The 23728-nt window shown below is 60.7% G+C and carries 20 protein-coding genes; 12 read left to right on the top strand and 8 right to left on the bottom strand.

Annotated features, from left to right (window positions below; translation table 11 throughout):
- Positions 1 to 16 precede the first annotated feature (16 nt).
- The 5 genes from J3485_RS21135 to J3485_RS21115 all read left to right on the top strand — a co-directional run bounded on the left by J3485_RS21135 (position 17) and on the right by J3485_RS21115 (position 7078).
- Positions 17 to 2047: a beta-galactosidase gene (locus J3485_RS21135; RefSeq protein WP_206956279.1), complete on the top strand. Its 2031-nt coding sequence runs from the start codon at positions 17 to 19 to the stop codon at positions 2045 to 2047.
- Between the two features lie 58 nt (positions 2048 to 2105).
- Entirely contained in the window at positions 2106 to 3359 is a 1254-nt protein-coding gene (locus J3485_RS21130; RefSeq protein WP_206956278.1) for an ABC transporter substrate-binding protein, read from the top strand.
- A 73-nt stretch (positions 3360 to 3432) separates the two neighbouring features.
- A complete protein-coding gene (locus tag J3485_RS21125; protein WP_206956277.1) occupies positions 3433 to 4401 on the top strand; it encodes a carbohydrate ABC transporter permease in 969 nt (322 codons plus the stop codon).
- Between the two features lie 12 nt (positions 4402 to 4413).
- Entirely contained in the window at positions 4414 to 5265 is an 852-nt protein-coding gene (locus tag J3485_RS21120; RefSeq protein WP_206956276.1) for a carbohydrate ABC transporter permease, read from the top strand.
- Between the two features lie 391 nt (positions 5266 to 5656).
- The gene (locus J3485_RS21115) at positions 5657 to 7078 is read left to right on the top strand and encodes a hypothetical protein (protein WP_206956275.1); all 1422 of its coding nucleotides are present in this window, start codon (positions 5657 to 5659) and stop codon (positions 7076 to 7078) included.
- A 43-nt stretch (positions 7079 to 7121) separates the two neighbouring features.
- On the opposite strand, the gene J3485_RS21110 is transcribed toward J3485_RS21115, so the two are convergent.
- The gene (locus tag J3485_RS21110; protein ID WP_206956274.1) at positions 7122 to 8423 is read right to left on the bottom strand and encodes an aspartate aminotransferase family protein; all 1302 of its coding nucleotides are present in this window, start codon (positions 8421 to 8423) and stop codon (positions 7122 to 7124) included.
- Positions 8424 to 8492: 69 nt separating this feature from the next.
- The gene (locus J3485_RS21105; RefSeq protein WP_206956273.1) at positions 8493 to 9146 is read right to left on the bottom strand and encodes a hypothetical protein; all 654 of its coding nucleotides are present in this window, start codon (positions 9144 to 9146) and stop codon (positions 8493 to 8495) included.
- 167 nt (positions 9147 to 9313) lie between these two features.
- Between J3485_RS21105 and J3485_RS21100 the strand changes: the two genes are divergently transcribed.
- A complete protein-coding gene (locus J3485_RS21100) occupies positions 9314 to 11281 on the top strand; it encodes a DUF2278 family protein (RefSeq protein ID WP_206956272.1) in 1968 nt (655 codons plus the stop codon).
- Positions 11282 to 11335: 54 nt separating this feature from the next.
- Here the strand turns inward: J3485_RS21100 and J3485_RS21095 are convergent, their stop codons facing one another.
- The gene (locus J3485_RS21095; RefSeq protein WP_206956271.1) at positions 11336 to 11746 is read right to left on the bottom strand and encodes a hemerythrin domain-containing protein; all 411 of its coding nucleotides are present in this window, start codon (positions 11744 to 11746) and stop codon (positions 11336 to 11338) included.
- A 297-nt stretch (positions 11747 to 12043) separates the two neighbouring features.
- On the opposite strand from J3485_RS21095, the gene J3485_RS21090 reads away from it, so the two are divergent.
- From J3485_RS21090 to J3485_RS21075, 4 genes are all read left to right on the top strand, one after another.
- Positions 12044 to 13861 (top strand): DUF4153 domain-containing protein, encoded by a 1818-nt coding sequence (locus J3485_RS21090; protein WP_206956270.1) that lies wholly within the window; start codon positions 12044 to 12046, stop codon positions 13859 to 13861.
- 72 nt (positions 13862 to 13933) lie between these two features.
- Positions 13934 to 14803, top strand: coding sequence for a class I SAM-dependent methyltransferase (locus J3485_RS21085; protein ID WP_206956269.1), 870 nt, complete (start codon positions 13934 to 13936; stop codon positions 14801 to 14803).
- Positions 14804 to 14882: 79 nt separating this feature from the next.
- Entirely contained in the window at positions 14883 to 15428 is a 546-nt protein-coding gene (locus tag J3485_RS29600; RefSeq protein WP_206958245.1) for a TetR/AcrR family transcriptional regulator, read from the top strand.
- Positions 15429 to 15525: 97 nt separating this feature from the next.
- Positions 15526 to 16506: a DMT family transporter gene (locus tag J3485_RS21075; protein WP_206956268.1), complete on the top strand. Its 981-nt coding sequence runs from the start codon at positions 15526 to 15528 to the stop codon at positions 16504 to 16506.
- 47 nt (positions 16507 to 16553) lie between these two features.
- On the opposite strand, the gene J3485_RS21070 is transcribed toward J3485_RS21075, so the two are convergent.
- A complete protein-coding gene (locus J3485_RS21070) occupies positions 16554 to 17483 on the bottom strand; it encodes a LysR family transcriptional regulator (protein WP_206956267.1) in 930 nt (309 codons plus the stop codon).
- Between the two features lie 172 nt (positions 17484 to 17655).
- On the opposite strand from J3485_RS21070, the gene J3485_RS21065 reads away from it, so the two are divergent.
- Positions 17656 to 18360: an SDR family NAD(P)-dependent oxidoreductase gene (locus tag J3485_RS21065; RefSeq protein ID WP_206958242.1), complete on the top strand. Its 705-nt coding sequence runs from the start codon at positions 17656 to 17658 to the stop codon at positions 18358 to 18360.
- Positions 18361 to 18397: 37 nt separating this feature from the next.
- Here J3485_RS21065 and J3485_RS21060 read toward each other — a convergent pair whose 3' ends face one another.
- The 3 genes from J3485_RS21060 to J3485_RS21050 form a co-directional block, all read right to left on the bottom strand.
- Complete coding sequence (locus J3485_RS21060) at positions 18398 to 19057, bottom strand: nucleoside/nucleotide kinase family protein (protein ID WP_309477066.1); 660 nt, start codon at positions 19055 to 19057, stop codon at positions 18398 to 18400.
- Between the two features lie 63 nt (positions 19058 to 19120).
- Positions 19121 to 20479: a cation:dicarboxylate symporter family transporter gene (locus J3485_RS21055; RefSeq protein ID WP_206956265.1), complete on the bottom strand. Its 1359-nt coding sequence runs from the start codon at positions 20477 to 20479 to the stop codon at positions 19121 to 19123.
- Entirely contained in the window at positions 20476 to 21876 is a 1401-nt protein-coding gene (locus J3485_RS21050; protein ID WP_206956264.1) for a class-II fumarase/aspartase family protein, read from the bottom strand. Before J3485_RS21050 ends, J3485_RS21055 begins: the two co-directional genes overlap by 4 nt.
- Before the next feature lie 166 nt (positions 21877 to 22042).
- On the opposite strand from J3485_RS21050, the gene J3485_RS21045 reads away from it, so the two are divergent.
- Entirely contained in the window at positions 22043 to 22774 is a 732-nt protein-coding gene (locus J3485_RS21045) for a GntR family transcriptional regulator (RefSeq protein ID WP_206956263.1), read from the top strand.
- Here the strand turns inward: J3485_RS21045 and J3485_RS21040 are convergent.
- Positions 22755 to 23726, bottom strand: a complete 972-nt coding sequence (locus tag J3485_RS21040) for a M14 family metallopeptidase (protein ID WP_206956262.1) — start codon at positions 23724 to 23726, stop codon at positions 22755 to 22757. The genes J3485_RS21045 and J3485_RS21040 overlap by 20 nt on opposite strands.
- Between the last annotated feature and the right edge of the window lie 2 nt (positions 23727 to 23728).

Below are 23728 nucleotides of genomic sequence, written 5' to 3'. Positions count from 1 at the left end.
ACAAGAGGATCAAGGAATGCGTCTAGGAGTCTGCTACTACCCCGAGCACTGGCCCGAGCCTCTGTGGAAAGAGGACGCTGCCCGCATGAAGGCGCTCGGCATCGGCCAGGTGCGTATCGCCGAATTTGCATGGAGCCGCATCGAACCGTCGCCCGGCGAATTCGACTGGGGTTGGCTCGATCGCGCGATCGATACGCTCGGAGCCGCAGGGCTCGAGGTCGTCATGTGCACACCGACGGCCACGCCGCCGAAATGGCTCATCGATCGTCACCCCGACATCCTGCCCGTCGGCGCCGATGGCAGAACGCGCGCATTCGGCTCGCGTCGGCACTACGACTTTTCGTCGCCCGCTTATTTCGAAGCATCGAAGGCGATTTGCGAGGCCATCGCGTCGCGCTATGGCCGGCACCCTGCCGTCGCCTATTGGCAAACCGATAACGAGTACGGCTGCCATCAGACCGTCGTCAGCTATTCGCCGGCGGCGCTCGCGCGATTCCGCGAATGGCTCGCGGCACGCTACGGCAGCATCGACGCGCTCAATCGCGCCTGGGGCACGGTGTTTTGGAGCATGGAATATCGCTGCTTCGATGAGATCGATGCACCGGTGGGCACCGTGACCGAAGCGCATCCTTCGCATCGGCTCGATTACCGGCGCTTTGCATCAAGCGAGGTCAAGCGCTACAACCGCATGCAAGTCGACGTCATCCGCCAGCATTCGCCGGGCCGCCCGATCGCGCACAACTTCATGCAGCTCTTCACCGAGTTCGATCACTACAAGGTGGCCGACGATCTCGACGTGGCCGCTTGGGACAGCTATCCGCTCGGCGCGCTCGAAGAGCAGTGGTACGACCCGGAGGTCAAAGCGAAATACCTGCGCACCGGCCACCCGGATTTTGCCTCGTTCAATCACGATCTTTATCGCGGCATGTCGAAGCTGCCGTTCTGGGTCATGGAGCAGCAGCCGGGCCCCGTCAATTGGGCGAAATGGAATCCCGCACCGCTGCCCGGCATGGTACGGCTCTGGAGCTGGGAAGCATTCGCGCACGGCGCCGGCTGCGTGTCGTATTTCCGTTGGCGTCAGGCGCCGTTCGCGCAGGAGCAAATGCATGCGGGCTTGAATACGCCCGACAACCAACTCGACGTCGGCGGCAGCGAGGCCGAACGCGTGGCGCAAGAAATCCGCGCCATCGCGGATGCCGGTGTAGACGCCGACGGGAACATCGATACGCCCGTCGCGCTCGTGTTCGACTATGAAGCCAAATGGCTGTTCGAAGTGCAGCCGCAAGGCGCCGACTTCCATTACCCGCGTTTTGCCGTCGAGTACTACTCGGCGCTGCGCGCACTGGGATTCGACGTCGACATCGTGCCGGCGCACGCCCCTCTCGATCGCTACAAGCTCATCGTGGTGCCGCCGCTGCCCGTCGTCCCCGACGCGCTCGTGCGGCAGCTCGAGAACACGCGCGCGCATGTCGTCATCGGGCCGCGCACGGGATCGAAGACAGCCGACTTGCAAATCCCCGGCAATCTACCGCCCGGCGCACTCGCTTCGCTCATACCCGTGCGCGTGTGGCGCGTCGAATCGATGCGGCCCAACGTGAACTCGCGCGTTACGTTCAGCGGCAGCGCGCCTCAAGGCCAAGCACGACACTGGCGCGACCTGCTCGACGTCGACTCGAGCAGCGAAAGCCGTGAATCGATGCAGATCCGCGCGGTCTTCAGCGACGGGCATCCTGCCTATGTAAAGCACGGCGCGATGCATTACCTCGCGAGCTTATTCGACGATGCGTCGACGCAGGCCTTGTTCGCGCGAATCGCGCACGAGGCGGGCCTCGCGCCGGCGTACCTCGACGACTCCATTCGCGTGAGCCGGCGCGGCGCCTTGACCTGGGTCTTCAACTACGGCCCGCAAACGCACCAGCTATCGGCCGACATACCGAACGACGCGTTCGTCGTCGGCTCGCGCGACATCGAGCCTCAGGGCGTCGCCGCCTATCGCACGACAGGAGCGACAGGCACGACGAGCACGCCGCATACGACCGCACGTTGAATGCGACAGATCGAATCCGATGCAGCACCGACAACGACGTAATACATAGGAGACAGGTATGACCTACAAACCCCGCACCATGCTCGCCGCCGTCGCACTCGCCTCGGCCCTCGCGACAGGCGCCTTCGCCACGACCGCTCAGGCCGGCACGCTCGAAATCAACATTGCATTCAAAGGCGCAAGCCAGCGCGCAGTATGGACGCAAGTGATCGACGAATTCAAAAAGGCGCACCCCGGCACCGACGTCAAGGTCGCGTTCGTCGATGAAGAAGCGTACAAGGTGCAATTGCCCGCGTGGCTCACGACGGCACCGCCCGACATCGTGAACTGGCACGACGGCGAACGCATGGCCTATTACGCCAAGCGCGGTTTGTTCGAAGACTTGTCCGGCGATTGGGCGAAGAACGGCTGGGACAAAACGTATGCGTCGACGAAGGAAGCCTCGTCGTATGACGGCAAGCAATACGCCGCGCCGACCGTCTACTACTCGTGGGGGATGTTCTATCGCAAAGACATCTTCCAAAAGGTCGGCATTGCGAGCGAGCCGAAAACGTGGAACGACTTCCTCGACGATTGCAAGAAACTGAAAGCCGCGGGCATCACGCCGATCGCCGTGGGCGGACGCGATGCATGGACGCTGGCCGGCTGGTTCGACTACCTCGACCTGCGCCTGAACGGCAACGCATTCCATCAAAAGCTGATGGCCGGCGAAGTGCCCTACACCGATGCGCGCGTCAAGAAGGTCTACACGACCTGGAAGCAACTGCTCGACGCAGGCTACTTCATCGACAACTCGCTGTCGTACGATCTCGACGCCGCCCAGCCGTTCCTGTTCCAAGGCAAGGCAGCGATGATGCTGATGGGGACGTTCATCACGGGTGGATTCTCGCCGGCCGTGAAGGCCGAAATGGGTTACTTCCAATTCCCGATCATCGACCCGAACGTGCCGACGGCCGAAGACGGTCCTGTCGAAACGCTCAATATTCCGGCGAAGGCAAAGGATAAAGCCGACGCACGCGCATTCCTCGCCTTCGCGGAAACGCCGCAGGTGGGCGCGCAACTCGGACAAGGTCTCGGCTCGCTGTCGGCGAACAGTCAATCGGCCGAACCCGACGATCCGATTTCGAAGATCGGCTTTCAGATTCTGTCGAATACGAAGGGCGGCATCGCGCAGTTCTATGATCGCGACATGACGAAGGAAATGGCCGACGAGGGGATGAAGGGTATGCAGGAGTTCGTGTCCGATCCGACCAAGATCGACGCGATCCTCGCGCACCTCGAAGAGGCGCGGCAGCGGATCTACAAGAAGTAAGCGAAGCACGGCGCGCGACGTCGATGACCGATCGACGCCGCGCGCGGTTGTGAGGTTCGTTCAGGAGATTGTCGTGATTCACCTCGTCACTCACCGCGCCGATAGCCGCGGCGCCGCAAGCGCAAGCGACGGCACGTCGCCCGCTGCGCGCGCGACTCGCCCGAGCGGGCCGCCGCGTCGCCGCATCTCGCCGACCGCGCGTCGCCAGCGGCGCGCCGCCTTTTTATTCCTCGCCCCCGCATGCGCGATGGTTGCGCTTTATGTGGTGTGGCCGGTGCTATCGACGATTCACCTCAGCTTTTACCACTGGGACGGGATGACCGATCCGACGTTCGTCGGCCTGGCGAACTACGTCGAACTCTTTCACTCAGAGACGTTCTACACCGCGCTGAAGAACAACGTCATCTGGCTCGTGCTGTTCTTGCTCGCGCCGCCGATGGGGCTTGCGATCGCGCTGTACCTCAATCAAGCGGTAGCCGGCATTCGCATCGTCAAGTCGCTGTTCTTCGCGCCGTTCGTGCTGTCGGGCGTGGTGGTGGGGCTGATCTTTTCCTGGTTCTACGACCCGACGTTCGGCCTGCTCGCGCTGATCGTGGGACATGGCGTTCCCGTGCTCGGCGATCCCCGCTATGCGACGTTCGGCATCATTTTCGCCGCGTTATGGCCGCAAACGGCCTACTGCATGATTCTCTATTTGACTGGGCTGACGACGCTCAGCAGCGAGCAAGTCGAAGCCGCACGGATGGAAGGCGCGAAGGGCTGGGCCTTGCTGTGGCACGTGATCCTTCCGCAGTTGCGGCCGACCACGTTCATGGCGGTCGTCGTCACCGTGATCGGCGCACTGCGCAGCTTCGATTTGATTTCGGTGATGACGGGCGGCGGCCCGTTCGATAGCTCGACCGTGCTCGCGTATTACATGTACGACCAAGCGATCAAGTACTACCGGCTCGGATACTCGGCCGCCATCGCCGTCGTGCTGTTCGCGATCATGCTGATCTACATCGTCTATCAATTGCGCCGGTTGCTCAGGAACGAACGCTAAGGAGTACTGATTATGTTTCCCATGCCGGTACAGAAATGGACGCCTACCGCACGGCGCGTCTATAAGCTTTCGCTGCCTTTGGCGCTTCTGGTTTGGCTCCTGCCGTTGATCGCTGTCCTGGTCACGTCCGTGAGGTCGACGGAGGAACTCAGTGAAGGTAATTATTGGGGTTGGCCGAAGCACTTCGCGCTCATCGACAACTATCGCGACGCGCTGACGACGTCACCCATGCTGCACTACTTCTGGAACAGCGTGCAGATCACGCTGCCGGCGGTGGCTGGGGCCATTGCGCTAGCGGCGATGGCCGGCTTCGCGCTGGCGATCTATCGGTTTCCGGGAAATTCGGCGTTGTTTGCGACGTTCGTCGCCGGCAACTTCGTGCCGATTCAAGTGTTGATGATTCCCGTCAGAGACTTGTCGTTGAAGCTTGGGTTGTACAACTCCGTCGGCGGCCTGATCCTCTTTCATCTCTCATTCCAGACGGGATTTTGCGCGCTGTTTCTGAGGAATTTCATCAAGCAACTGCCGTTCGAGCTGATCGAGGCCGCTCGAATCGAAGGGGCCAACGAGTGGACCGTGTTCGTCAAGATCGTGCTGCCGCTGATACGGCCCGCGCTCGCCGCCCTGGCGATTCTCGTGTTCACGTTCGTCTGGAACGACTACTTCTGGGCACTGTGCCTCACGCAAGGCGACGATGCGGCGCCGATCACCGTGGGCGTGGCTGCGCTCAAAGGACAATGGACGACCGCTTGGAATCTCGTGTCGGCAGGGTCCGTTCTTGCCGCCATCCCTTCGGTCGTGATGTTCTTCGCCATGCAAAAGCATTTCGTTGCCGGGCTGACGTTTGGGGCGACCAAGGGGTGAATTCGAAGGCCGAGATTACACGATGCCTTCGCATAAATATAATCACGACGGCGCATCAGAAAAATTTATCAGCAAACTTATTATTTTAAATCAATAAGTTCTGACACGGCATTACCTTTCTCAATGTGAATTCAGTGCATATTCGCGCTGCAACTCACTTAGAATACACTCCGCGTCGCATTGGTGCCCGGCCGGCACCGATGCGACACGTACACCCCATCAACACGTGCAAAACGCCGAACAGCTCGTCAATGTCGACTTCTCGGCCTTCAATGCAAGGATCTCGGATAAATCCAAGTAATCCGGAACCATCGTAGCGATATATCCCTTGACTGCTTCATCGTCCTTGTCGTGACAGAGCCGATTGGCTGACCAACAACAGGATATGAACATGGCAGACATGTCTACCGACTATCTCGTGCAGGGCGCGGGCGCCACTGGCCTCGCCTTTGTCGATTCACTTCTCGATCATCCGAGCGACGACGAGATCGTCGTCGTCGACCGCCACGACCATCCCGGCGGCCACTGGAACGACGCCTACCCATTCGTTCGATTGCATCAGCCCGCTGCCACCTACGGGCTCGCCTCGTCCCCGCTCGGCCACGATCGCGTCGAAACCGACGGCATGAACAGCGGCTTTTTCGATCTGGCTACGAAATCGGAGATCCTCGCTCACTACGGCAGTGTGCTGCGCAATCGCTTTCTTCCTTCCGGGCGCGTCCGTTACTTTGCAAAGAGCGAAGTGCAAGCCGAGCCGGATGGGCGAAGCGCAACGATCCGCCATCTCGCGACGGGCGCTGTCACCCGCGTAGAGATTCGCAAGCGCCTCGTCACGTCGATTTTCACGACGGAGGTTCCCGCTACGCATCCGCCGCGGTTTCACATTGCCGAGGGCGTTCGATGCATTCCCGTCAACGGTCTCGTCGATCTGGAGCGCCCGTACGGCACGTATACCGTGATCGGTGCCGGCAAAACCGGGATCGATGCATGCCTCTGGCTTCTTGGGCATGGTGTCGAACCGGAACGTATCCGCTGGGTGATGCCGCGCGACAGTTGGTTCGTGCCGCGAGAAAACATGCAGCCGGGGATTCAATTCCTCACCCACACCATTGCGGCCCAAATCATGATGACGGAAGAAATCATGGCGGCCGACAGCGCGGACGACCTGTTGCGCCGTTTCGAGGCGCGCAAACTGCTCTATCGCCTCGACCGCGACGTGTGGCCCACGATGTTTCGTTGTGCGAACGTCTCGACCCGCGAATTGACCCAGTTGCGTCGCATCGGCAACGTGATTCGCCTAGGCCGAGTGGAAGCCGTCGAGCGCGAGCGTCTCGTGCTGCGCGACGACACGATACCGGCGGACCCCGACACGCTCTACGTTCATTGCGCCGCGCACGCGTTCAACGCCGACCCCGCCTCGACGAGCGAGTGCCCTACGTTCGAGCCCGGCCGCATCCACCTCAACGTATTGCGTTTTTGCCAACCGGCATTCAGTTCGGCCGTTATTGGCCGCATCGAAACGCTCTATGCGGACGACGCCGCGCGCAATGCGGTGGCCAAACCGATACCGATCCCGAAAGTACCGCACGATTGGTTGCGCATACAACTCGCTACGTACGGCAATGCCGCCAGTTGGAAATCGGACCCGAGGCTCGACGAATGGGCCGCCACCTGCCGTCTCAATCTGTTTGCCACCGGGCTGGCGGGTGCGCGCAAGTCGGATCCCGATGCTCTTGCCTTGCTGAGCGATTGGCGCGAGCGCGCGCGGCCCGCGGCGGAGAAATTGCGGACATTGATCGCTCGCATGGGGTGATGCGGTGTGCGAACGGCAGCGAGGTTGCTGCCGTTCGAACTCATCAAAGCGCACGCGCGATCGCCTGCCCCAGCAATGCCAGGCCCAAATCGATTTCTTCCTCGCTAACCGTCAAAGGAGGCGCGATCCGAAAAACGCCGCCCATCCCCGGCAATTGCACGATGTTCATGCTGAGGCCGAGGTTCATGCATTCGCGCGTGATCTTTGCGCCCAGCCCGTCCGCGGGTTCCTTCGTGCGCCGGTCCTTGACGATCTCCATGCCCAGAAGCAAGCCGCGGCCGCGCACGTCGCCAATGCACTCGAAGCGCTCCATGAGATCGAGCAGGCCCTGTTTGAGCCGCGCACCCATGACGTTCGCGCGTGCAACGAGTCCTTCGCGCCGCACCACGTCCAGCACGCGCAGGCCCACGGCGGCGGGCAGCGGATCGGAGACGTGCGTGGTGTAGAACAGGTAGTGCAACTCATGCGCCCGTTCCTCGATCTGCGCGGACGTCACGACGGCGGCCAGCGGGAGTCCAGCGCCCAATGTCTTCGACAACGTGAGAATGTCAGGCGTCACGCCGTCGCGCTGAAAGGCGAACATCGTACCCGTGCGCCCCACGCCGGTTTGCGCTTCATCGAGAATCAGCAACATGCCGCGTTCCTCGCATTTGCGCTTGAGTGCGGCCAGATAGCCCAGCGGTAGTTCGATGATGCCGCCGGAGCTGAGGATCGGCTCTGCGATGAATGCGGCGAGATTGCCGCTGGATTGACGGTCGATGAGATCGAACGCGTAGTCCAATTCCGCCAGCCAATCGTATTGGCCGTCTCGCTCGAAGCGCGGCCGATACGAAAAAGGCGCCGGTATCGCGAACGAACCGACTGCGGCGGGCCCGACGCCCTTGCGCCCCGCGCTGTAAGTTGCCGAAGCCGCGGCGCCCGTCATGCCGTGCCAAGACTGCGCGAACCCCACGATTTCGTATTTGCCCGTGACGAGCTTCGCCATGCGAATGGCGGCCTCGTTCGATTCCGCTCCCGTGCTGAGCAACAACGCGCGATCCAAGCCGTCGGGTGTGATCTCGGCCAGGCGTGTCGCCAAATCGACCACGGGCCGCGAAAGCATGCCGCTAAAAAGATGATCGAGCTTACCCGCGTACTCATTGATGACCGACACGATTTCCGGGTGACTGTGCCCGAGCACCGCACTCATCTGCCCCGACGTGAAATCCAGAATGGCGCGGCCATCCGCGTCATAGACGAAGCTGCCTTGGGCCCGCTCGATGATCAACGGTTCGAACGTGCCGCCATAACGGATGAGATGTTGTCTGGCGTTCTGCCAAAACGTTGCGTCGTCGTTCCGGGACATGCTGCTTCTCCTAGTCGATGGTGGAAATCCGGCGAAAGTCATTCGCTCGATTTCCGAGTAAAGCCAAGGCTAGGGCCACGTGGTTTCCTGAACGCAGTTGGATACGAGCAGTTTGCTCGGATCGGAGTTGTCGTTCGGGACGTACACCTGCATCTCGGCCGACGGCGGATAACTGATGTTGCCGTCCTTCGCGTCGCACTGCGCGCTTTGCCCTGGCCCGATAACGACTTCCGCGCCGGGCTTCAAGCGACATTGCGTCACGCGATCGAGGGCGCTCCAACTCGGGCAGATTTCATTCTTTCGGCGGTAGGCGTCGCGCGGGCCCGCCGGTGGATTGAAACTCCACCAGGAGCCGTATTGGCTCCAGGGTTTACTCGAATCCCATACCCGATAGACGGTGAGCGGCTGTGTCACTTCGTACGCCAGCCCCATACACAAACCACCCTTTTCCGGCGGCAGCACCGTTTTTGCGAGCAACGCAGGTGCGCTGATCGGGGTAAGGCCGTACGGGGGTTCGATTGCGCCGACGCATTGGGCAAGTGGTGCGCCGGGCGCACCGGCAATCGGCGGCTGAGGCTGCGGTTGCGACTGCGGGGCCATCGAAGCGCAGCCGCTCAGGGCGAACACGACGACGATCAATGCGCATAGTGGAAGAGCAAGGCGATCGAACGATCGCCCACGATGGTGGTGGGAATGTCCCTGTGGCCGAGGATCGTTGTTCATGGCTTCTTAAGTCTCCAGTCATTCAGGAAATACAAGCGCCCACGTATCATAGGATCGATTGCGGCATATCGACAAACTTCACAGAGTTGCCTTCAAAATGCGCCTACATTTGGTGTTTTGGAGCGTAAATCCAACGTTCGAACCTCGACTCCCAGTCGGAGAACAACATGGCACTCTACGGATATGGTTTGCTTGTCGGCAAAGTGAAGGCTTATCGCCCGCAGCGTCACGGCAGTCCGCATGCGCTCATCATGGTTCAGCCGAACGTCGAAGGACATCCGCCGTATCGCGTTGCGGTCAATCTCGGCTCGGCCCAGCCGGGCACTCAGTCAGAAATCGAATATCAGATCGTCGATATCGATGCTCACGGAACACCCGAGGCTCGGCAACTCGCCGAACGATTGCGGAACATCGGTGCCACGGATAATTTTCTCCTAACCGATGGGCACCCCGAATTGCCGTGCCTCGATTTCGTGCGCGGCGGCCTGCTCGATCTCCAACAATTCACCGACGTTCCGAGCGGCGAAGATCCGTTTCGCAGTGAGTTCGAGAAAGCCTTGAACGAAGCGCTCAAAGCGGACCAAGATGCCGGCGCACTGGTTGCCGTTTTCGGCACGGGCTATCCGTGCGATCACCGCGCGAAGATCGTCCCGGGCACGGGCTTCGAAGGCATCGACAACATCCATATGAATCAAGGGGCGATGCACTATGTCAACGGCACTCAACACTATCTCGAGAACGGACCCAATCAAGACGGCGCACTGATTTTTCTACTGCCGTCGGGTGCCAAGGGCTTCTTCGTCAAGTTTTCTACGCAGACGTTGCAGACAGACGAGTCCGGCAACCCGGCTGTCACGCGAATCGACAAGATCGATAGCACGCCCGCCGCCGTGCGCAGCGCCATTCTCACGAGGCCGGCCGCCGCCGCGCATTTTGCGGCGCTGCCTCGGCAAGCAGCGGACATACCGCGCTATATCTTTGCCGACACCAACCCCAACGACGAAACGAGCCAGTACATCCCCGACGACGACAACGGCACCTTCAAGACTCCGTTCGTCATGGCATTCTCTCTCGGACACACGAGGGGGCCGGTGCCGACGCCGCGCGCGTATCCGACCATGGCGCTTTCCGATATCGTCGGCAACAATCCGCCCGGCTACGTCAATCAAGCGGACAGCGAACGTATCGTGTTCGACCTAGCTGGAGATTCGGGCGCGCCCTCGCAGAAAAAGCTGCCGGGCGAGGACTCAGTGACCGACATGATGAGTCGGAACGCGCAGCGCTTGCAGCCGGCGTTTCTCTTTCATGTCGGAGACGTCGTCTATTTCTACGGCGAGCAGAACTATTACTACAGCCAGTTCAGCGAGCCGTTCCGTGCTTATCCGGCACCGATCTTTGCCATTCCTGGAAATCATGACGGCATCATCTACAACGACACGATGACGTCGTTGGATGCGTTTCAAAAGGCATTTTGCGCAACGCAGCCTGCGCGCTGGGAAGGGTTCGGGGGCATCCTGCGTTCGACGATGACGCAGCCAGGCGTCTATTTCACGCTCGACGCTCCGCTCGTTTCGATCATCGGCCTATACAGCAACTGCAGCGAATCGCTCGGATGGCTGGACGAACCGCAATTGCTCTTCCTGTATCACGAGCTCGTCCGGCTCAAGGCGGAGCGTGCCGCCAACGGGCGGGCCGTGATCCTCGCGATTCATCATTGCCCGCGATGGTTTCCCGGCGAAAAAGAAAACGCCGACCCCACGAGCGCGGCAATCGATCGGGCTTGCGAGCAGGCGCAATTCTGGCCCGATGCCGTCGTGTGCGGGCATGCGCATTTGATGCAGCGCATCGTGCGGCAAACGGCTGACCGGGATACGCCTTACATCATCTGTGGGTCGAGCGGCTACGGCATCTCGCCGGGTCAGGAATTGGCGAAGGACTATATGCAGCAAATCATGAAGGACGGGGACAAGCTCGGCACCGTCATCCTCGAGGAAGGCTATACGCGTGTGACCGTCGACAAGCCAAGCAACGGTGGGCATCCCACGTTATCGTTCGAGTACTTCAGCGTGAAGCGCGCAGACGATACGCCGGCCGACTCCTGCAAGGTCGACCTCGTGACGCATCGGCTGCTGTAGCGCGCGACATATGGGCGACGGGCGACGCCGAGTCGCCCCTGATCGGCTCGCCGGTTAGATTTGCTCCAACACGGGATACAGCTCGTTGTTTTCCCGTTGGATGCGCTCATGCAGCGCCTTGAACACGGCATTCGCGTCCGCTCTGAAGCCGTCCACGTCGTCGGCGATTCGCTTGGCCGACAACCATTTCCCGACGAATTGCGTGTAGGCGCCGGCCAGTCCATTCATTTCGGATTGGTACCGGCTTCCCAACGCCGCGTGGGCGGCATTCGGAGATTTTTGCAGCGCCGGATACAGCACGGTATCTTCGACCGACAAGTGCAGCTTGATGGTGGCGCTCATCGAGACGATTTTTGCTGAGATTTGCGTTGCGTTTTCGGCTACGCCCGCAGCGGCCAAGCTGCGCAACTCGGTCACCGCTTGCATGATCTCGACGTGCTGATGTTTGAACTTATCAATGTTCATGCTGCTGTCTCCTTGAAGGCCACATGGCGCATATACGCGCCGATCCTGCGGAACGGACAATCAGGTTCGCGCCGGCCCAACTTTGGGTCCAACAAGCATATTACGGCTGCTTTCCTTGAAACTTTAGATGAAGGACGGCGATAGCGCTAGTGATCGACGCATCGGGCAGCGACAGACAGCAGCGGCGCAGGGAAGCGCAAACTTGACCTCGCCTCAGGCATTTGCCAACGCGTGTAAATTATCGACAATCGACCGTTGAGTCGGAAATAAACCCAATCCGGGAAGGCACGATCACAGATGCAAAACAACCCGCAGGAACCACGGCACGCCGCTCAAGGCCGGCAACTTTTCGCACTGCGGCTGATCATTGGCATTTTTCAGGGATTGGCGCTCTATCTGCTCTTGAACGCCGCGCGCCATCACAGCGGCATTGCAACTCACTCCTTTCTGTTCTTTCCCGTGCTTCTCGTGACGCTATTCGTCGCTCCACCGCTTATAGTCGGCCTGCCCCGAATGCGCGCGGCGCGACTCGCGTTATGGATCGCCATGCTCGCCGCGGTCGTGGCCATGCTCGGCTATCACGACGCCTGGCGATCGGCGGGCGATGCGATGGCCGGCATGCCCGCCGTCAGTCGCAATGCGCTCCCACTTCCGTCATTCGCGGTGACCTTCCACAGCGGCGCGATCGTATTCATCGCTTATTGCCTCATTCTCGCGGGCGAAGCCACGACGTCGTGGTTCGCACCCTACGAATCGTACTTCGAAATCAGTTGGAAACTCGGGCTCCAGGTCTGTCTGTCCTTCTTATTCGTCGGCGCGCTCTTTCTCGTGCTGTGGCTAGGCGCCGCGCTCTTCATGCTGCTGAAGCTGCATTTCCTCGAGCAGCTTTTGCGTGAATTGTGGTTCAACGTTCCCGTGAGCGCGATGGCGTTTGCATCCGCCCTGCACATTACCGACGTGCGACCGGACATCATCCGCGGATCGCGCACGCTCGTCCTGTCGCTGCTGTCATGGCTGCTTTTGGTTCTCGTCGTGATCGTGGGCGGATTCCTCGCCGCCCTGCCCTTCACCGGGCTCGACTTGCTATGGGCCACGCGCTCGGCTACATGGATCTTGCTGAGCGTCGCGGCGCTGACCGTGATCTTCGTGAACGCCGCCTTCAAGAGCGGCCCGCAATCCGATCATGCCCCGCGGCTACTACGAATCTGCATGAGAATTTCCTGCCTGCTGCTGCCCGTGCTCGTAGTGCTGGCCACCTACGCGCTCGCGCTGCGCATCGGCCAATATGGACTCACGCCGCATCGCGTCTTGGCCTGCGCAGGCGCGTTCATCGCTTACTTCTACGCCATCGGCTATGCGTGGGCGGCACTCTCCCGCACCGATGCCCTTGCGAGGATCGCGCCCGTGAACGTGGTCACGTCTTGGGTATCGCTCGGCGTCCTCGTGGCCGTATTCACGCCGCTGGCCGACCCCGCTCGTCTATCGGTAAGTAGCCAGGTGGACCGTCTGCTTGCTGGCAAAGTGGCGCCTGATAAATTCGACTTCGACTTCTTGCGCTTCGGCTCCGCGAGATATGGGTTGCAAGCACTAGCGCACCTCGAGAATGAGACTCACGCGTCAAACGCCGCAGCCATTCGCGAACTGAGCACGCAGGCCACGCATTGGCCTGGTCCTAGCGCACCGAACATCGCCGCGCCCGATACCGCAACGCTCACGCACAACATCGTGCCGCACACGCCCGGACAAGCGATTCCGGCATCGTTTCTCACGCAAGATTGGAAGCAAAGCACGCAACGATGGATGCTTCCGGGCTGCTTGAACTTCGGCTCGGTAGTGTGCGACGCATATATCGCCGACCTGTCCGGCACTCACAAACCGAACGTACTCCTCTTTCCGAACCACGGAAATCTCGGCTTCGTATTCGACCAAGCCGGCAATGGAGCGTGGCAGCTCGTGGGCAAACTCTCGATTGCACCGGACTGTGCCGCGGTGCGCGATGCGCTGGCGAAGGGGACTTTCCAACTCGTCGAGCCGCGGATGAAAGACATTCAGGTCAATGGTCAACGCGTGGAAGTCGAGGCAACGCCGATGCTCGGTGCGGTGTGCGTGAAATAGTCGGTATCGGCGGCTCGTCGCCCTCGCTGTCGCCGCCCAAAGCGGTTCAATCACATAGCCGGAGAACGTGCAATGAAAGAACGAGAGCCCAGCCATACCGCTTTTGCCGCAGCCACTCATCGCGCGATTCATCAAGTTGTCGAGCACGGCAAAATTTTCAGCGATCCGCTCGCGCTCGCGATCTTGGGTATGACAGCCGACGACATCGAGCATGACGTCGAATCGCAGGTGTCGAGGCGCGGCATCAGATTGTTCATCGCGGCTCGGTCGCGGTATGCGGAAAACGCCATCAATGACGGCGTTGAACAGCGTGGCGTAGAACAGGTTGTCGTACTCGGCGCCGGCTTGGACACGTTTGCCTACCGCAACCGTTTCGCCGGCCGTATTCGCGTGTTCGAAGTCGATCATCCCGCCACCCAGGCGTGGAAGCGGAAGCGGCTTGCGGAGGCCGGAATACAGGTGCCGAATTCACTGATCTACGCGCCGATCGATTTCGAGAACGACTCGCTGCTGGACGGATTGACCGCAGCCGGCTTCGATCCGAGCCGACGCACGTTTTTTATGTGGCTTGGCGTCGTGCCGTATTTAACGGGAAACGCGATCGATCTGACGCTGCGCACGATTGCCGATCTCTCCGGCGGTGCCGAGTTGGTCTTCGACTACGGCATCCCACGAGCCTCGCTTCCCCCGGAACTGCTGAAATTGCACGAGGCAAGAGCTGCGCGTGTGGCCGCGATCGGTGAACCCTTTCTCAGCTATTTCGAGCCGGCACAGTTGCACGAAAAACTGCGGACGCTAGGGTTTTGCGAGATCGATGACGTGCTCGGGCGAAGTGTGATTTCCAGTTATTTCGAGCAGGAAGCGGCCGGCACGCACTCCACGACAGATACCGATCAGCCGCGTTCCGGCGGCGGTCACATCTTATTTGCATCCACTCGATAGCCTCGCTGTATAAAACCGCGACAGGGCGACTAGGGTCTCCGACCGCGGACGGCCAAGGGAATTCGACGTCGATCAAGCGATCTCGGCAGCGGCACGCGTCTTCTGGGAACAGGGCTATCACGCTACGCCCGTCGATGCGCTATGCGAGGCGACGGGGGTGTTTCGAGGAAGCCTGTACCGAATATTCGGGGACAAACATGGCCTGCTCGTTGCTGCGTTCGACCATTACGCGGAAGGAGCGATCGCTCGGCTAAAGGAACGACTCGCAGCCGATTTGCCTCCACGAGATGCCCTTTGCGAAGCGCTCCTGCACTATACGAAGGTGAGTGCGAATCTCACTGACAGGTATGGTTGTTTCATTACGAATGCAGCGTTGGAGCTCCTGCCGAACGATGAGGTGTTGCGTCCGCACATTGAATCAACGCTGCGGCGCATCGCTACGCAGTTCAGCTTGGCGATAGCGCGCGGCCAGCAGGCCGGTCATTTCGATCGCAGTTTGGATGCGGAGGAAGCTGGCCGTTTCCTGCTCTGCATGGTTCAAGGGATACGGGTGCTAGGCAAGGTCGACATGAATGAAGCGGCACTGACATCGATCGTGGAAATAGCGATGCGTGCATTGAATTGAAGCCGCGATGTGATTTGATCGCAGGTTGCCGGTTGAGTCAGCATCACTGGCGCCGGCATCTGCTCATATTTTTTCCCTATTTTGGGAACAAACAGTCATGAATAAAGACAGCACCGCATCCCAGTCGTCTGCTCGTTATTGGAAGGGCGTCGCGTCCTGCCTGATCGCCACCATCTTGATGGGCGCAATGTTTCCGATCATGACCGACGCTTTGACGCACGTCGATCCGTTTACCTTTACCTCGCTGCGTTACCTCATCGCAGGTACCGGCTTTCTCATACTGCTGAGGCATCGGGAAGGACCCCGTGCGCTGCGAGCGGACGGCGAGTCGCTGCCGATCGCATGGCTGCTCGGATCGATCGGCTTCTGCGGCTTCGGCTCGTTCGTATTTCTCGGGCAGCAGTTGGCCGGCCCGCAAGGTGCACTCGATGCATCGATCATGATGGCGACGCAGCCGATGATGGGACTGCTCGTCAACGCACTCGTGCGCAGGACTGCGCCTCCCTTGCCTTCGCTCGCATTCGTCGCGATTTCCTTCATTGGGGTGTCGCTCGTCATCACGCGTGGGGACTTGCTGACGGCATTGCATGAGCCGCAGCACTATGCGGCAAGTGCGCTTATCGTGCTCGGCGCATTGTGCTGGGTCGTCTACACCTTTGGTTCCGCGCGCTTCACGCGCTGGTCGCCGTTGAAGTACACGACCATGACAACGTGGCTCGGGCTGACCACGATCGTCGGCGTAAATCTAATGCTCATCGCGGTACATGCCGTTTCGGCACCGACCGTTTCGACGTTGAGAGTCATCGCGCCGCATCTGATCTATATGGGTCCGATCGCGGGGTTCGCGGCGATCCTTTGCTGGATCTCCGGCAATCGCATTTTGGGGCCGATGAACGGCGTGCTGTTCATGGATGTCGTTCCGATTACCGCCTTCGTTGTCTCCGCGTTAACCGGAATCATTCCTGCTCCAGTTCAAATCGTTGGGGCAACGTTGACCGGATCGGCGCTACTGCTCAACAACGTCTATCTGCGGCAACGGGCCCGGCGAGTGAGTGCGTCGGCGTCGGTTACGGTGTGAGTTCAGTGAGTCTCGACAATTACAGTTTCACTACCGCAATTTTTCGCTCAAAGCGGCCACTGCCGGCGACATACCGAAAGCACGAGTTGTCTGAGCCAACGATGAGCGGGTTCGACTTCCAAACGCGGGTGCCACATCTGCGACACGGTGATCTTTTCCGTGGCGACAGGAAGCTCGAACGCATAAGCCCCATCGCGTCCGACACCTTCGTGATGCCCTGCCGCAATACCCAGAAAAGAAGCAGGCACGAGCGCGATCAGATCCGAAGTTCGAGCCACGGCCAGCGCCGCGGGAAAGCTCGGAACAACCGCCACGATCGTTCGTTCGAGACCCAAGGCAGCCAATGCTTCGTCAACCGGGCCGCGCGAATTGCCGCGTCGCGAAGCGACGACGTGGCCGAAAGCGACATACCGCTGCGCCGTCACTCGGCCTTCGACTTCGAGTGGATGCCCCGCCCTGACCACACCCACGAAGCGATCCTTGAACAAGGCCTGCAAGCGCACCTCGGGGCCCATCTCGCCCAATACGCCAATTTCGAGGTCGGCTGAACCGTCGCGCAAATGCGTCGAAGTTTTATCGAGTTTGGGTGTAAAGCGAAGACACACATGCGGCGCCGCCGCCGTTGCCGCTGCGATCAGCCGCGAGCCGAAGGCTTCCACGAAGCCGTCGTTGGCGCGGATCGTAAACGTTCGCCGCAGCGTCGAGAGATCGAGTTCCGTTCTGACGGGCTGAAGCACCGCGCGCGCCTCATCCACCACGTTCCGGGTGCGTTCGCGAATGGCTTCGGCATAGGGCGTCAAAACCATCTGGCGCCCCGCGCGAACCAATAGCGGATCTCCGGTCGCCTCGCGCAGTCGCGTCAGCGTTCGGCTCATCGCCGAGGCGCTCAATCCGATCCGCCGCGCGGCACCCACGACACTACCGTCGGCAAGCAACGCATCGAGTGCAATGAGCAGGTTCAAATCGGCGTCAAGCATGCGCGATCGTAGCATGCGCCATCGAGACACGGCGTCTCGTGCAGGTGTTAAGTGCAAGCGTTGCGTATTCCGGCATGCCTCGCCGGTCGCTATATTCCACGCACCGACTCATGACCGCGTACTAGAAAATTCAACGCCACGCGTAAGCGGTCTCACTTACTGGGAACGATCCATGCAAGATTCATCTGCTCAGAAAGCCGTCCTTCTTATCGGCGCATCGCGCGGCCTGGGATTTGCCATGGTCGAGGAATATCTCAAGCGCGGCTGGCGAGTGATTGCCACCGGCAGAGAGAACTCGACGGCAAGGCTGCGCCAGCGTGCTAACAGCGCCGAAGGCGCACTGGAAGTCGAAACGGCCGACATGACGAATCCCGAACAGGTCGCCGCGCTACATCGCCGTCTTGAACATCGCCAGCTCGACGTGCTGTTCGTGAATGCAGGCGTGAAGAATGATGACCGCGAAACGATCGCCGATGTCTCGACCGAGGAATTCATCCGTGTCATGGTCACGAATGCGTTGAGTCCGATGAGAGTGGTGGAGACATTTCAGGATCTTGTTCGCCCCAATGGGACGATCGGCGTGATGTCTTCCGGGCAAGGCAGTGTCGCGAACAACGTCAACGGTAACTACGAGGTGTACCGAGGCAGCAAAGCCGCGCTCAACATGTTCATGCGCAGCTTTGCCGCCCGCCATGCCGATGACTCACGAACGTTCCTTCTGATGGCGCCCGGCTGGGTACGAACGGACATGGGCGGCCCTGAAGCGCGATTGAGCATCGAAGAAAGTATTCCGAATCTGGTCAATACGATCGAAGCGCACGCGGGCCGCGCGGGATTGCATTACGTGGACTATCTCGGGAGAGTCGTGCCGTGGTGACGGACTAGCTCACCCGCCTGCCCACGAATTGCACGCTTCAAACGTTCGCGACGACGAACTGCGGCACCACGCTATGAGAGAGCACGAGATCGGCATTGATCAAATCGTTCCCTTCGAGTTTCGCGCGCACCGCCGCTTCATCCATGCCATATCCGCGCCATCTGGCAGCGAGCCGCTCGATCAACACGTCTCGCGGCACATCGAGCATGACGGTGACGTCGAAGTAGCGCCGCAGAGGCGCCCATGCGGGGTCATCGAGCAAGAGATAGTTGCCTTCGACCAACACGAGCCGTGTCGATGCGGGAATGATATCCGCCCCCGCGCGAGCGATTTCAAGCGACCGGTCGAAGATGGGGACGGCGATCTCTTTGCCGTCATCGGCCTGGAGCCGCTCGAGCATCGATTCGAGACCACCGACGTCGAACGTATGCGGCGCGCCCTTTCGCGCTCGATGGCCGCGCGCTTCCAACACGCGATCGTCGTAGTGATAGCCGTCCATCGCGAGGATGCGAGCGATGCCCGGCCGATCGCGATTGAGGCTGTCGCAAAGCGACTCGACGAACGTACTCTTTCCCGCACCGGGCGCACCCGCGATCGCCACGAGCTTGCGTTTGCGTATATCGCCCTGCCTATCACGCAGATGCTCGATCAATTGAGCGAGATCGATGCGATGTGCTTCCGGTGCTTTGAGGTTCACGGCGAACGGCTCCATAGGGACGGCTGTCGACGTCAGCCGCTACGACGCAAGATCGTAACAGCGTCACCGATGTTCGGGAAGCAAGACGCCGTCGTCGAGTTGCGCATCGTCAGCCGCCGTTTCCGGATACCGTTCGCTGTAGAGGTGGCGTCGCACCATCGTCGTATCGAGCGTACCCGACCACTTCGCGACGACCACGGTTGCCAGCGCGTTGCCGATCGTATTGCACGTGGCAATCGCCATCGACATGAAGCGATAGACGCCGAAGATGATCGGCAACCCTTCGATGGGAAGCACACCTGTCGACGTCACGGTGGCCGCGAACACGACGAACGACCCGCCGGAAACCGTCGCGGCCCCCTTCGACGTCAACAGCATCAGCAGCAAGATCGCAATCTGTTGATGCACGGTGATAGGCACGTTGTACGCATGCGCGATGAACATCACCCCCATCGACATGAAGATCGACGTGCCGTCGAGATTGAACGCATACCCCGTCGGCAGCGTGAGTCCCACCGTCTGCTTCGCACAACCTAAGCGCTCGAGCTTGATGAGCAGCCGCGGCAACGCACTCTCGGACGACGCGGTGCCGAGCACGATCAGCACTTCGTCCTTGATATAGCGCAGGAAGCGCCACATGCTGAAGCCCGCCATCCTGGCGATGGCGCCCATCACGACGACGATGAACAGAACGATGACGGCATAAAAGCTCAAGACGAGTTGCGCCAGCGCGATCAATACCGCCGTGCCGTTGCTTCCGACCGCAAACGCAATCGCGCCGAACGTGCCGAGCGGCGCAAGCTTCATGACGAGGTTGATGAAGGAAAACAGTACTTCGGAGATCTGGTCGAGCCCCTCGTTGATGCGCACGCGGCGAGGCTCGGGTATCGCCAGAATGCCGATCCCGACCATGCATGCGAGCACGACGACCTGCAGCAATTCGCCCTTTGCAAACGCACCGATAAAGTTGTTCGGGATGAGGTGCATGACGAAATCGTGCAAGGTTTGCGGCGACGCTTTGGCGGCCGCGGCAGGCATCGCTCCGCTCGATGCCGCCGTCATGCCCTCCCCGTTCGGCAGCAGATTGCCGGCCAGTAGACCCAGAGCAAGCGCGATCGTCGATACGATCTCGAAGTAGGCGATCGAACGCCACCCGACCCGACCCGCGCTCCTGACATCGCCCGCCGAGGCAATGCCGAGCACGATCGTCAGAAAGACGAGCGGCGCGACGCCGGCCTCGATCAATGCAAGAAAGATGTCGCCGAGAATCTTGAGTTGCGCACCGAATTTCGGCGCAATCAGCCCGGCTGCAATCCCCAGCACGAGCGACACCAACACCTGCATGCCGAGCCTTCGATACCAAGGCCGCTTCATCGGAGACGGTGCGGCCGGCACGTTGCTCGACGTCGGTTGACCGTTCATGATTGATGTTCCTCCACGGCATTCGGTGCTATCTCGCTGGACAATGCGAGCGCCCGGTCGACCATTTGCGGCGCAAGGCCCAGGTAATTCGTCGGGTCAGTCATGCGCTCGATCGCGTCGCGATCGAAGTGTCGCGTCACGGCGGGAAGCGCCGCCAATGCGTCGGCGAGCGTGCCGCCCGCTTCGTTGACAGTGCGGCATGCGTCGTACACGATGTCGTGCGCCTGCTGGCGGCCGGTATGCGGAGCGAGCTGCATCATCGCGGCCTCGGCGACGATGAGCCCCTTGCTGATGCCGAGGTTGTGCTTCATTCGTTCAGCGTCGACGATCAATCCGTTCAACATGAACTTCGCTTGATTGAGCGCGCCCGAGGTCAAGACGAAGCTCTCCGGAATCGCAATCCATTCGGCGTGCCACGGGCCCGTCGCGCGTTCGAAATCCTGGATCATCGCGTCGACCATCAAGCCCGCATGCTGACGCACCGCTTTCGCCGCTGCCAGCATGAGCTCGCTCGAAATCGGGTTGCGCTTCTGCGGCATCGTGCTGCTTGCGCCTCGGCCTTTCACGAAAGGCTCATACACCTCGGCGAATTCGGTCGACGCCATGATCATGATGTCGAGCGCGATCTTGCCCAGCGATCCCGTCGCCAGCGCCAGGAAGTTCACCGCTTCGGCGAAGCCGTCGCGCGCGACGTGCCACGTGGTGGCCGGCACACCGAGGCGCAGCTCGTCGGCCAGTGCCCGCTGCACGTCGAAGCCTTTGTCGCCCAACGATGCCAGCGTTCCGGCCGCACCCGCGAATCCCACGACGGCCACACGCGAGCGCAGTTCGCCGAGCCGCTGTTGATGCCGATCGAACATCGCCAACCAAATCGCCGCTTTGTACCCGAACGTGATAGGCAGCGCTTGTTGCAAATGGGTGCGGCCCGCCATCGGCGTATCGCGGTGTTTCTTCGCCAGCGCGGCGAGAATCGCGCGCAATTCGCGAATGTCGCCGCCGATCGAATCGAGCGCGTCGCGAACTTGCAGCGAGACGGCCGTATCCATGATGTCCTGCGTCGTCGCGCCCCAATGCACGTAGCGGCCGGCTTCGCCGCACATGTCGACGAGTTGATGCACGAGCGGCAGGATCGGATAGCCGACGATGTCGGTTTCCTCGCGCATGTGGTCGAAATCGATGCGCTCGATGCGCGCTTCGCGTTCGATCACGTCGGCCGCTTCGCGTGGAATGACGCCGACGCGCGCCTGCGCTTTCGCGAGCGCGACTTCGACGTCGATATATCGCTGCACGAGCGCATAGTCGGAAAACAGCGCGCGCATCTTGCCCGTGCCGAAGGCATCACGAAACAGGATGGAATCGACGACGGTGCTGGAAGTGGGGATAGTGCGATTCGTCATGCAACCTCTCGAACGGGCGGAAATGTGGGGCGAAATGGGGACATCTACGTGTCAAGATCAGCGCTATATGTCCGGACATATTTACGTTAATATGTTCGAACATATTGAACAAGCTATGATTAACCCCTAGATCGCCCGCCACGACCACGAGCGTTTTTGCAGACAAATGAATAGACCGCACTTCGCCGATATCGCACGCGACCTGACGGAGGGCATCGCGTCCGGCCGTTTTCCCGTCGGCTCGTATCTACCGACCGAACTTGAATTGCGCGATCGGTACAACACGAGCCGGCATACGATCCGCGCCGCGCTGCATGAGCTTCAGCAGTTGGGATTCGTGTCGCGGAAAAAGAACGCCGGCACGCGTGTCGAGTCGGCTCAGCCGACGAACGACTTTCGGCCGTCCTTGGCTTCGGTCGACGATATCGTGCAGTTCGGCTCCGAGCATCTGCGTGTGGTGCAGTCGATCGACGAGATCGAAGCGACAGGCAAGCTGGCGAAGCTGTTGCACTGCGAGGAAGGCACACGCTGGCTGCGTGTGTCGAGCCTACGTGTGGATCGCGAGGGCGCGCGGGTGCCCGTCGGTTGGACGGACGTCTATATCGACCCGGCTTATAGCGAAGTGGCGGAGGAGGCGCGTCGAGCGCCAGGGACGTTGATCAGCGCGCTGATCGAAGTGCGCTATGGGCGCTGCATTTCGGAGATACAGCAGAACGTTCAGGCGACGAATCTTTCGCGCGACATGGCGGAGCGGCTGCAAGCGAAGCCTGAAAGTGCCGCGCTCGAAATCGTGCGCCGATACCTCGATGCGGCGGGTACCGCGTTCGAGGTGTCGGTCAGCGTCCATCCCGCGGATCGGTTTTCCGTTTCGATGCGGCTCAAGCGGTCGGATAGTTGACGATCCGCCCAAGGCGAACGACTGTCACTCCGGGCCGCAACTGCCGCAGCGAGGGCATCACGAGCATGCAGTCGTCGTAAGGCGTCACGACCGGCTCGCCATCTGACCAGCCGATCACCGTGCCCGCCTTCTCGAACGTCTCGAGGCCCCTGTAATCGCCGGCAAAGCGGAAATCCATGCTCTTCGCCACCACGGGCTGCGTCACCCGCACGACCGTCATCCGCTGCGGCAACGGCTCGATCCATCCCGGCGGCAAGTCTGCTTCGTCGATCACACCCGACAACAACAAAAACCGCGCCGTGCAATCCTTCGCAACGTTCACCGCTCGCCGCTCCCAGTGCTGTCCGCATTCGACCAAGAGCGCATTCTTTGCGCTGCTTGCGTCGCTAAAGCTCGCGTAATCGCGCATCCGGCGGCCTTCGGGATGGCCTTCATCGCTGATCACCGTGGCCGGCGCGCCTAGCTTCACGGCGAGTTCGATGCCCTTGTCGAGCGGGCCCGATACGATCAGCGGCGCGCTTCGTTCATGCATCGAATGAAGATCGAGCAGAAAATCGACTGTATCGACGACGGGACGCATCGCGCGCGCCCGGTCGAGTTCCGCCGAGCGGCGCGATAGATCGTCGAGCGCCGCGGCCGTCCAGACGCGATTGAAATCCTGATCGACGTAGCGCGACTTGTCGGGATGCTGCGGGTCGAAGCGCGCATACGCCTGCACGTTCGCGAACGAAAGCGTCAGCCGGCCGCGACGCGGCCTCAACGCAAACTGCAACAGGGCGTCGACGACGATCGCACCGCAGACCTCGTTTCCATGCGTCAGCGCGTTGATCATCACATGCGGGCCGGGCACGCCCGAATCGAACGTATGCACGTAGTCGATCCCGGTGTTGCCGCTCGCATGGCGGTCGATAGTCGGAAATTCGATTTCGATCGGATAGGCTTCGAGACTCACGT

The organism is Trinickia acidisoli, assembly GCF_017315725.1.
GTDB lineage: Bacteria > Pseudomonadota > Gammaproteobacteria > Burkholderiales > Burkholderiaceae > Trinickia > Trinickia acidisoli.
Note: the sequence above shows the minus strand (reverse complement) of the source record. Positions and strands in the feature narration are given on the sequence as shown.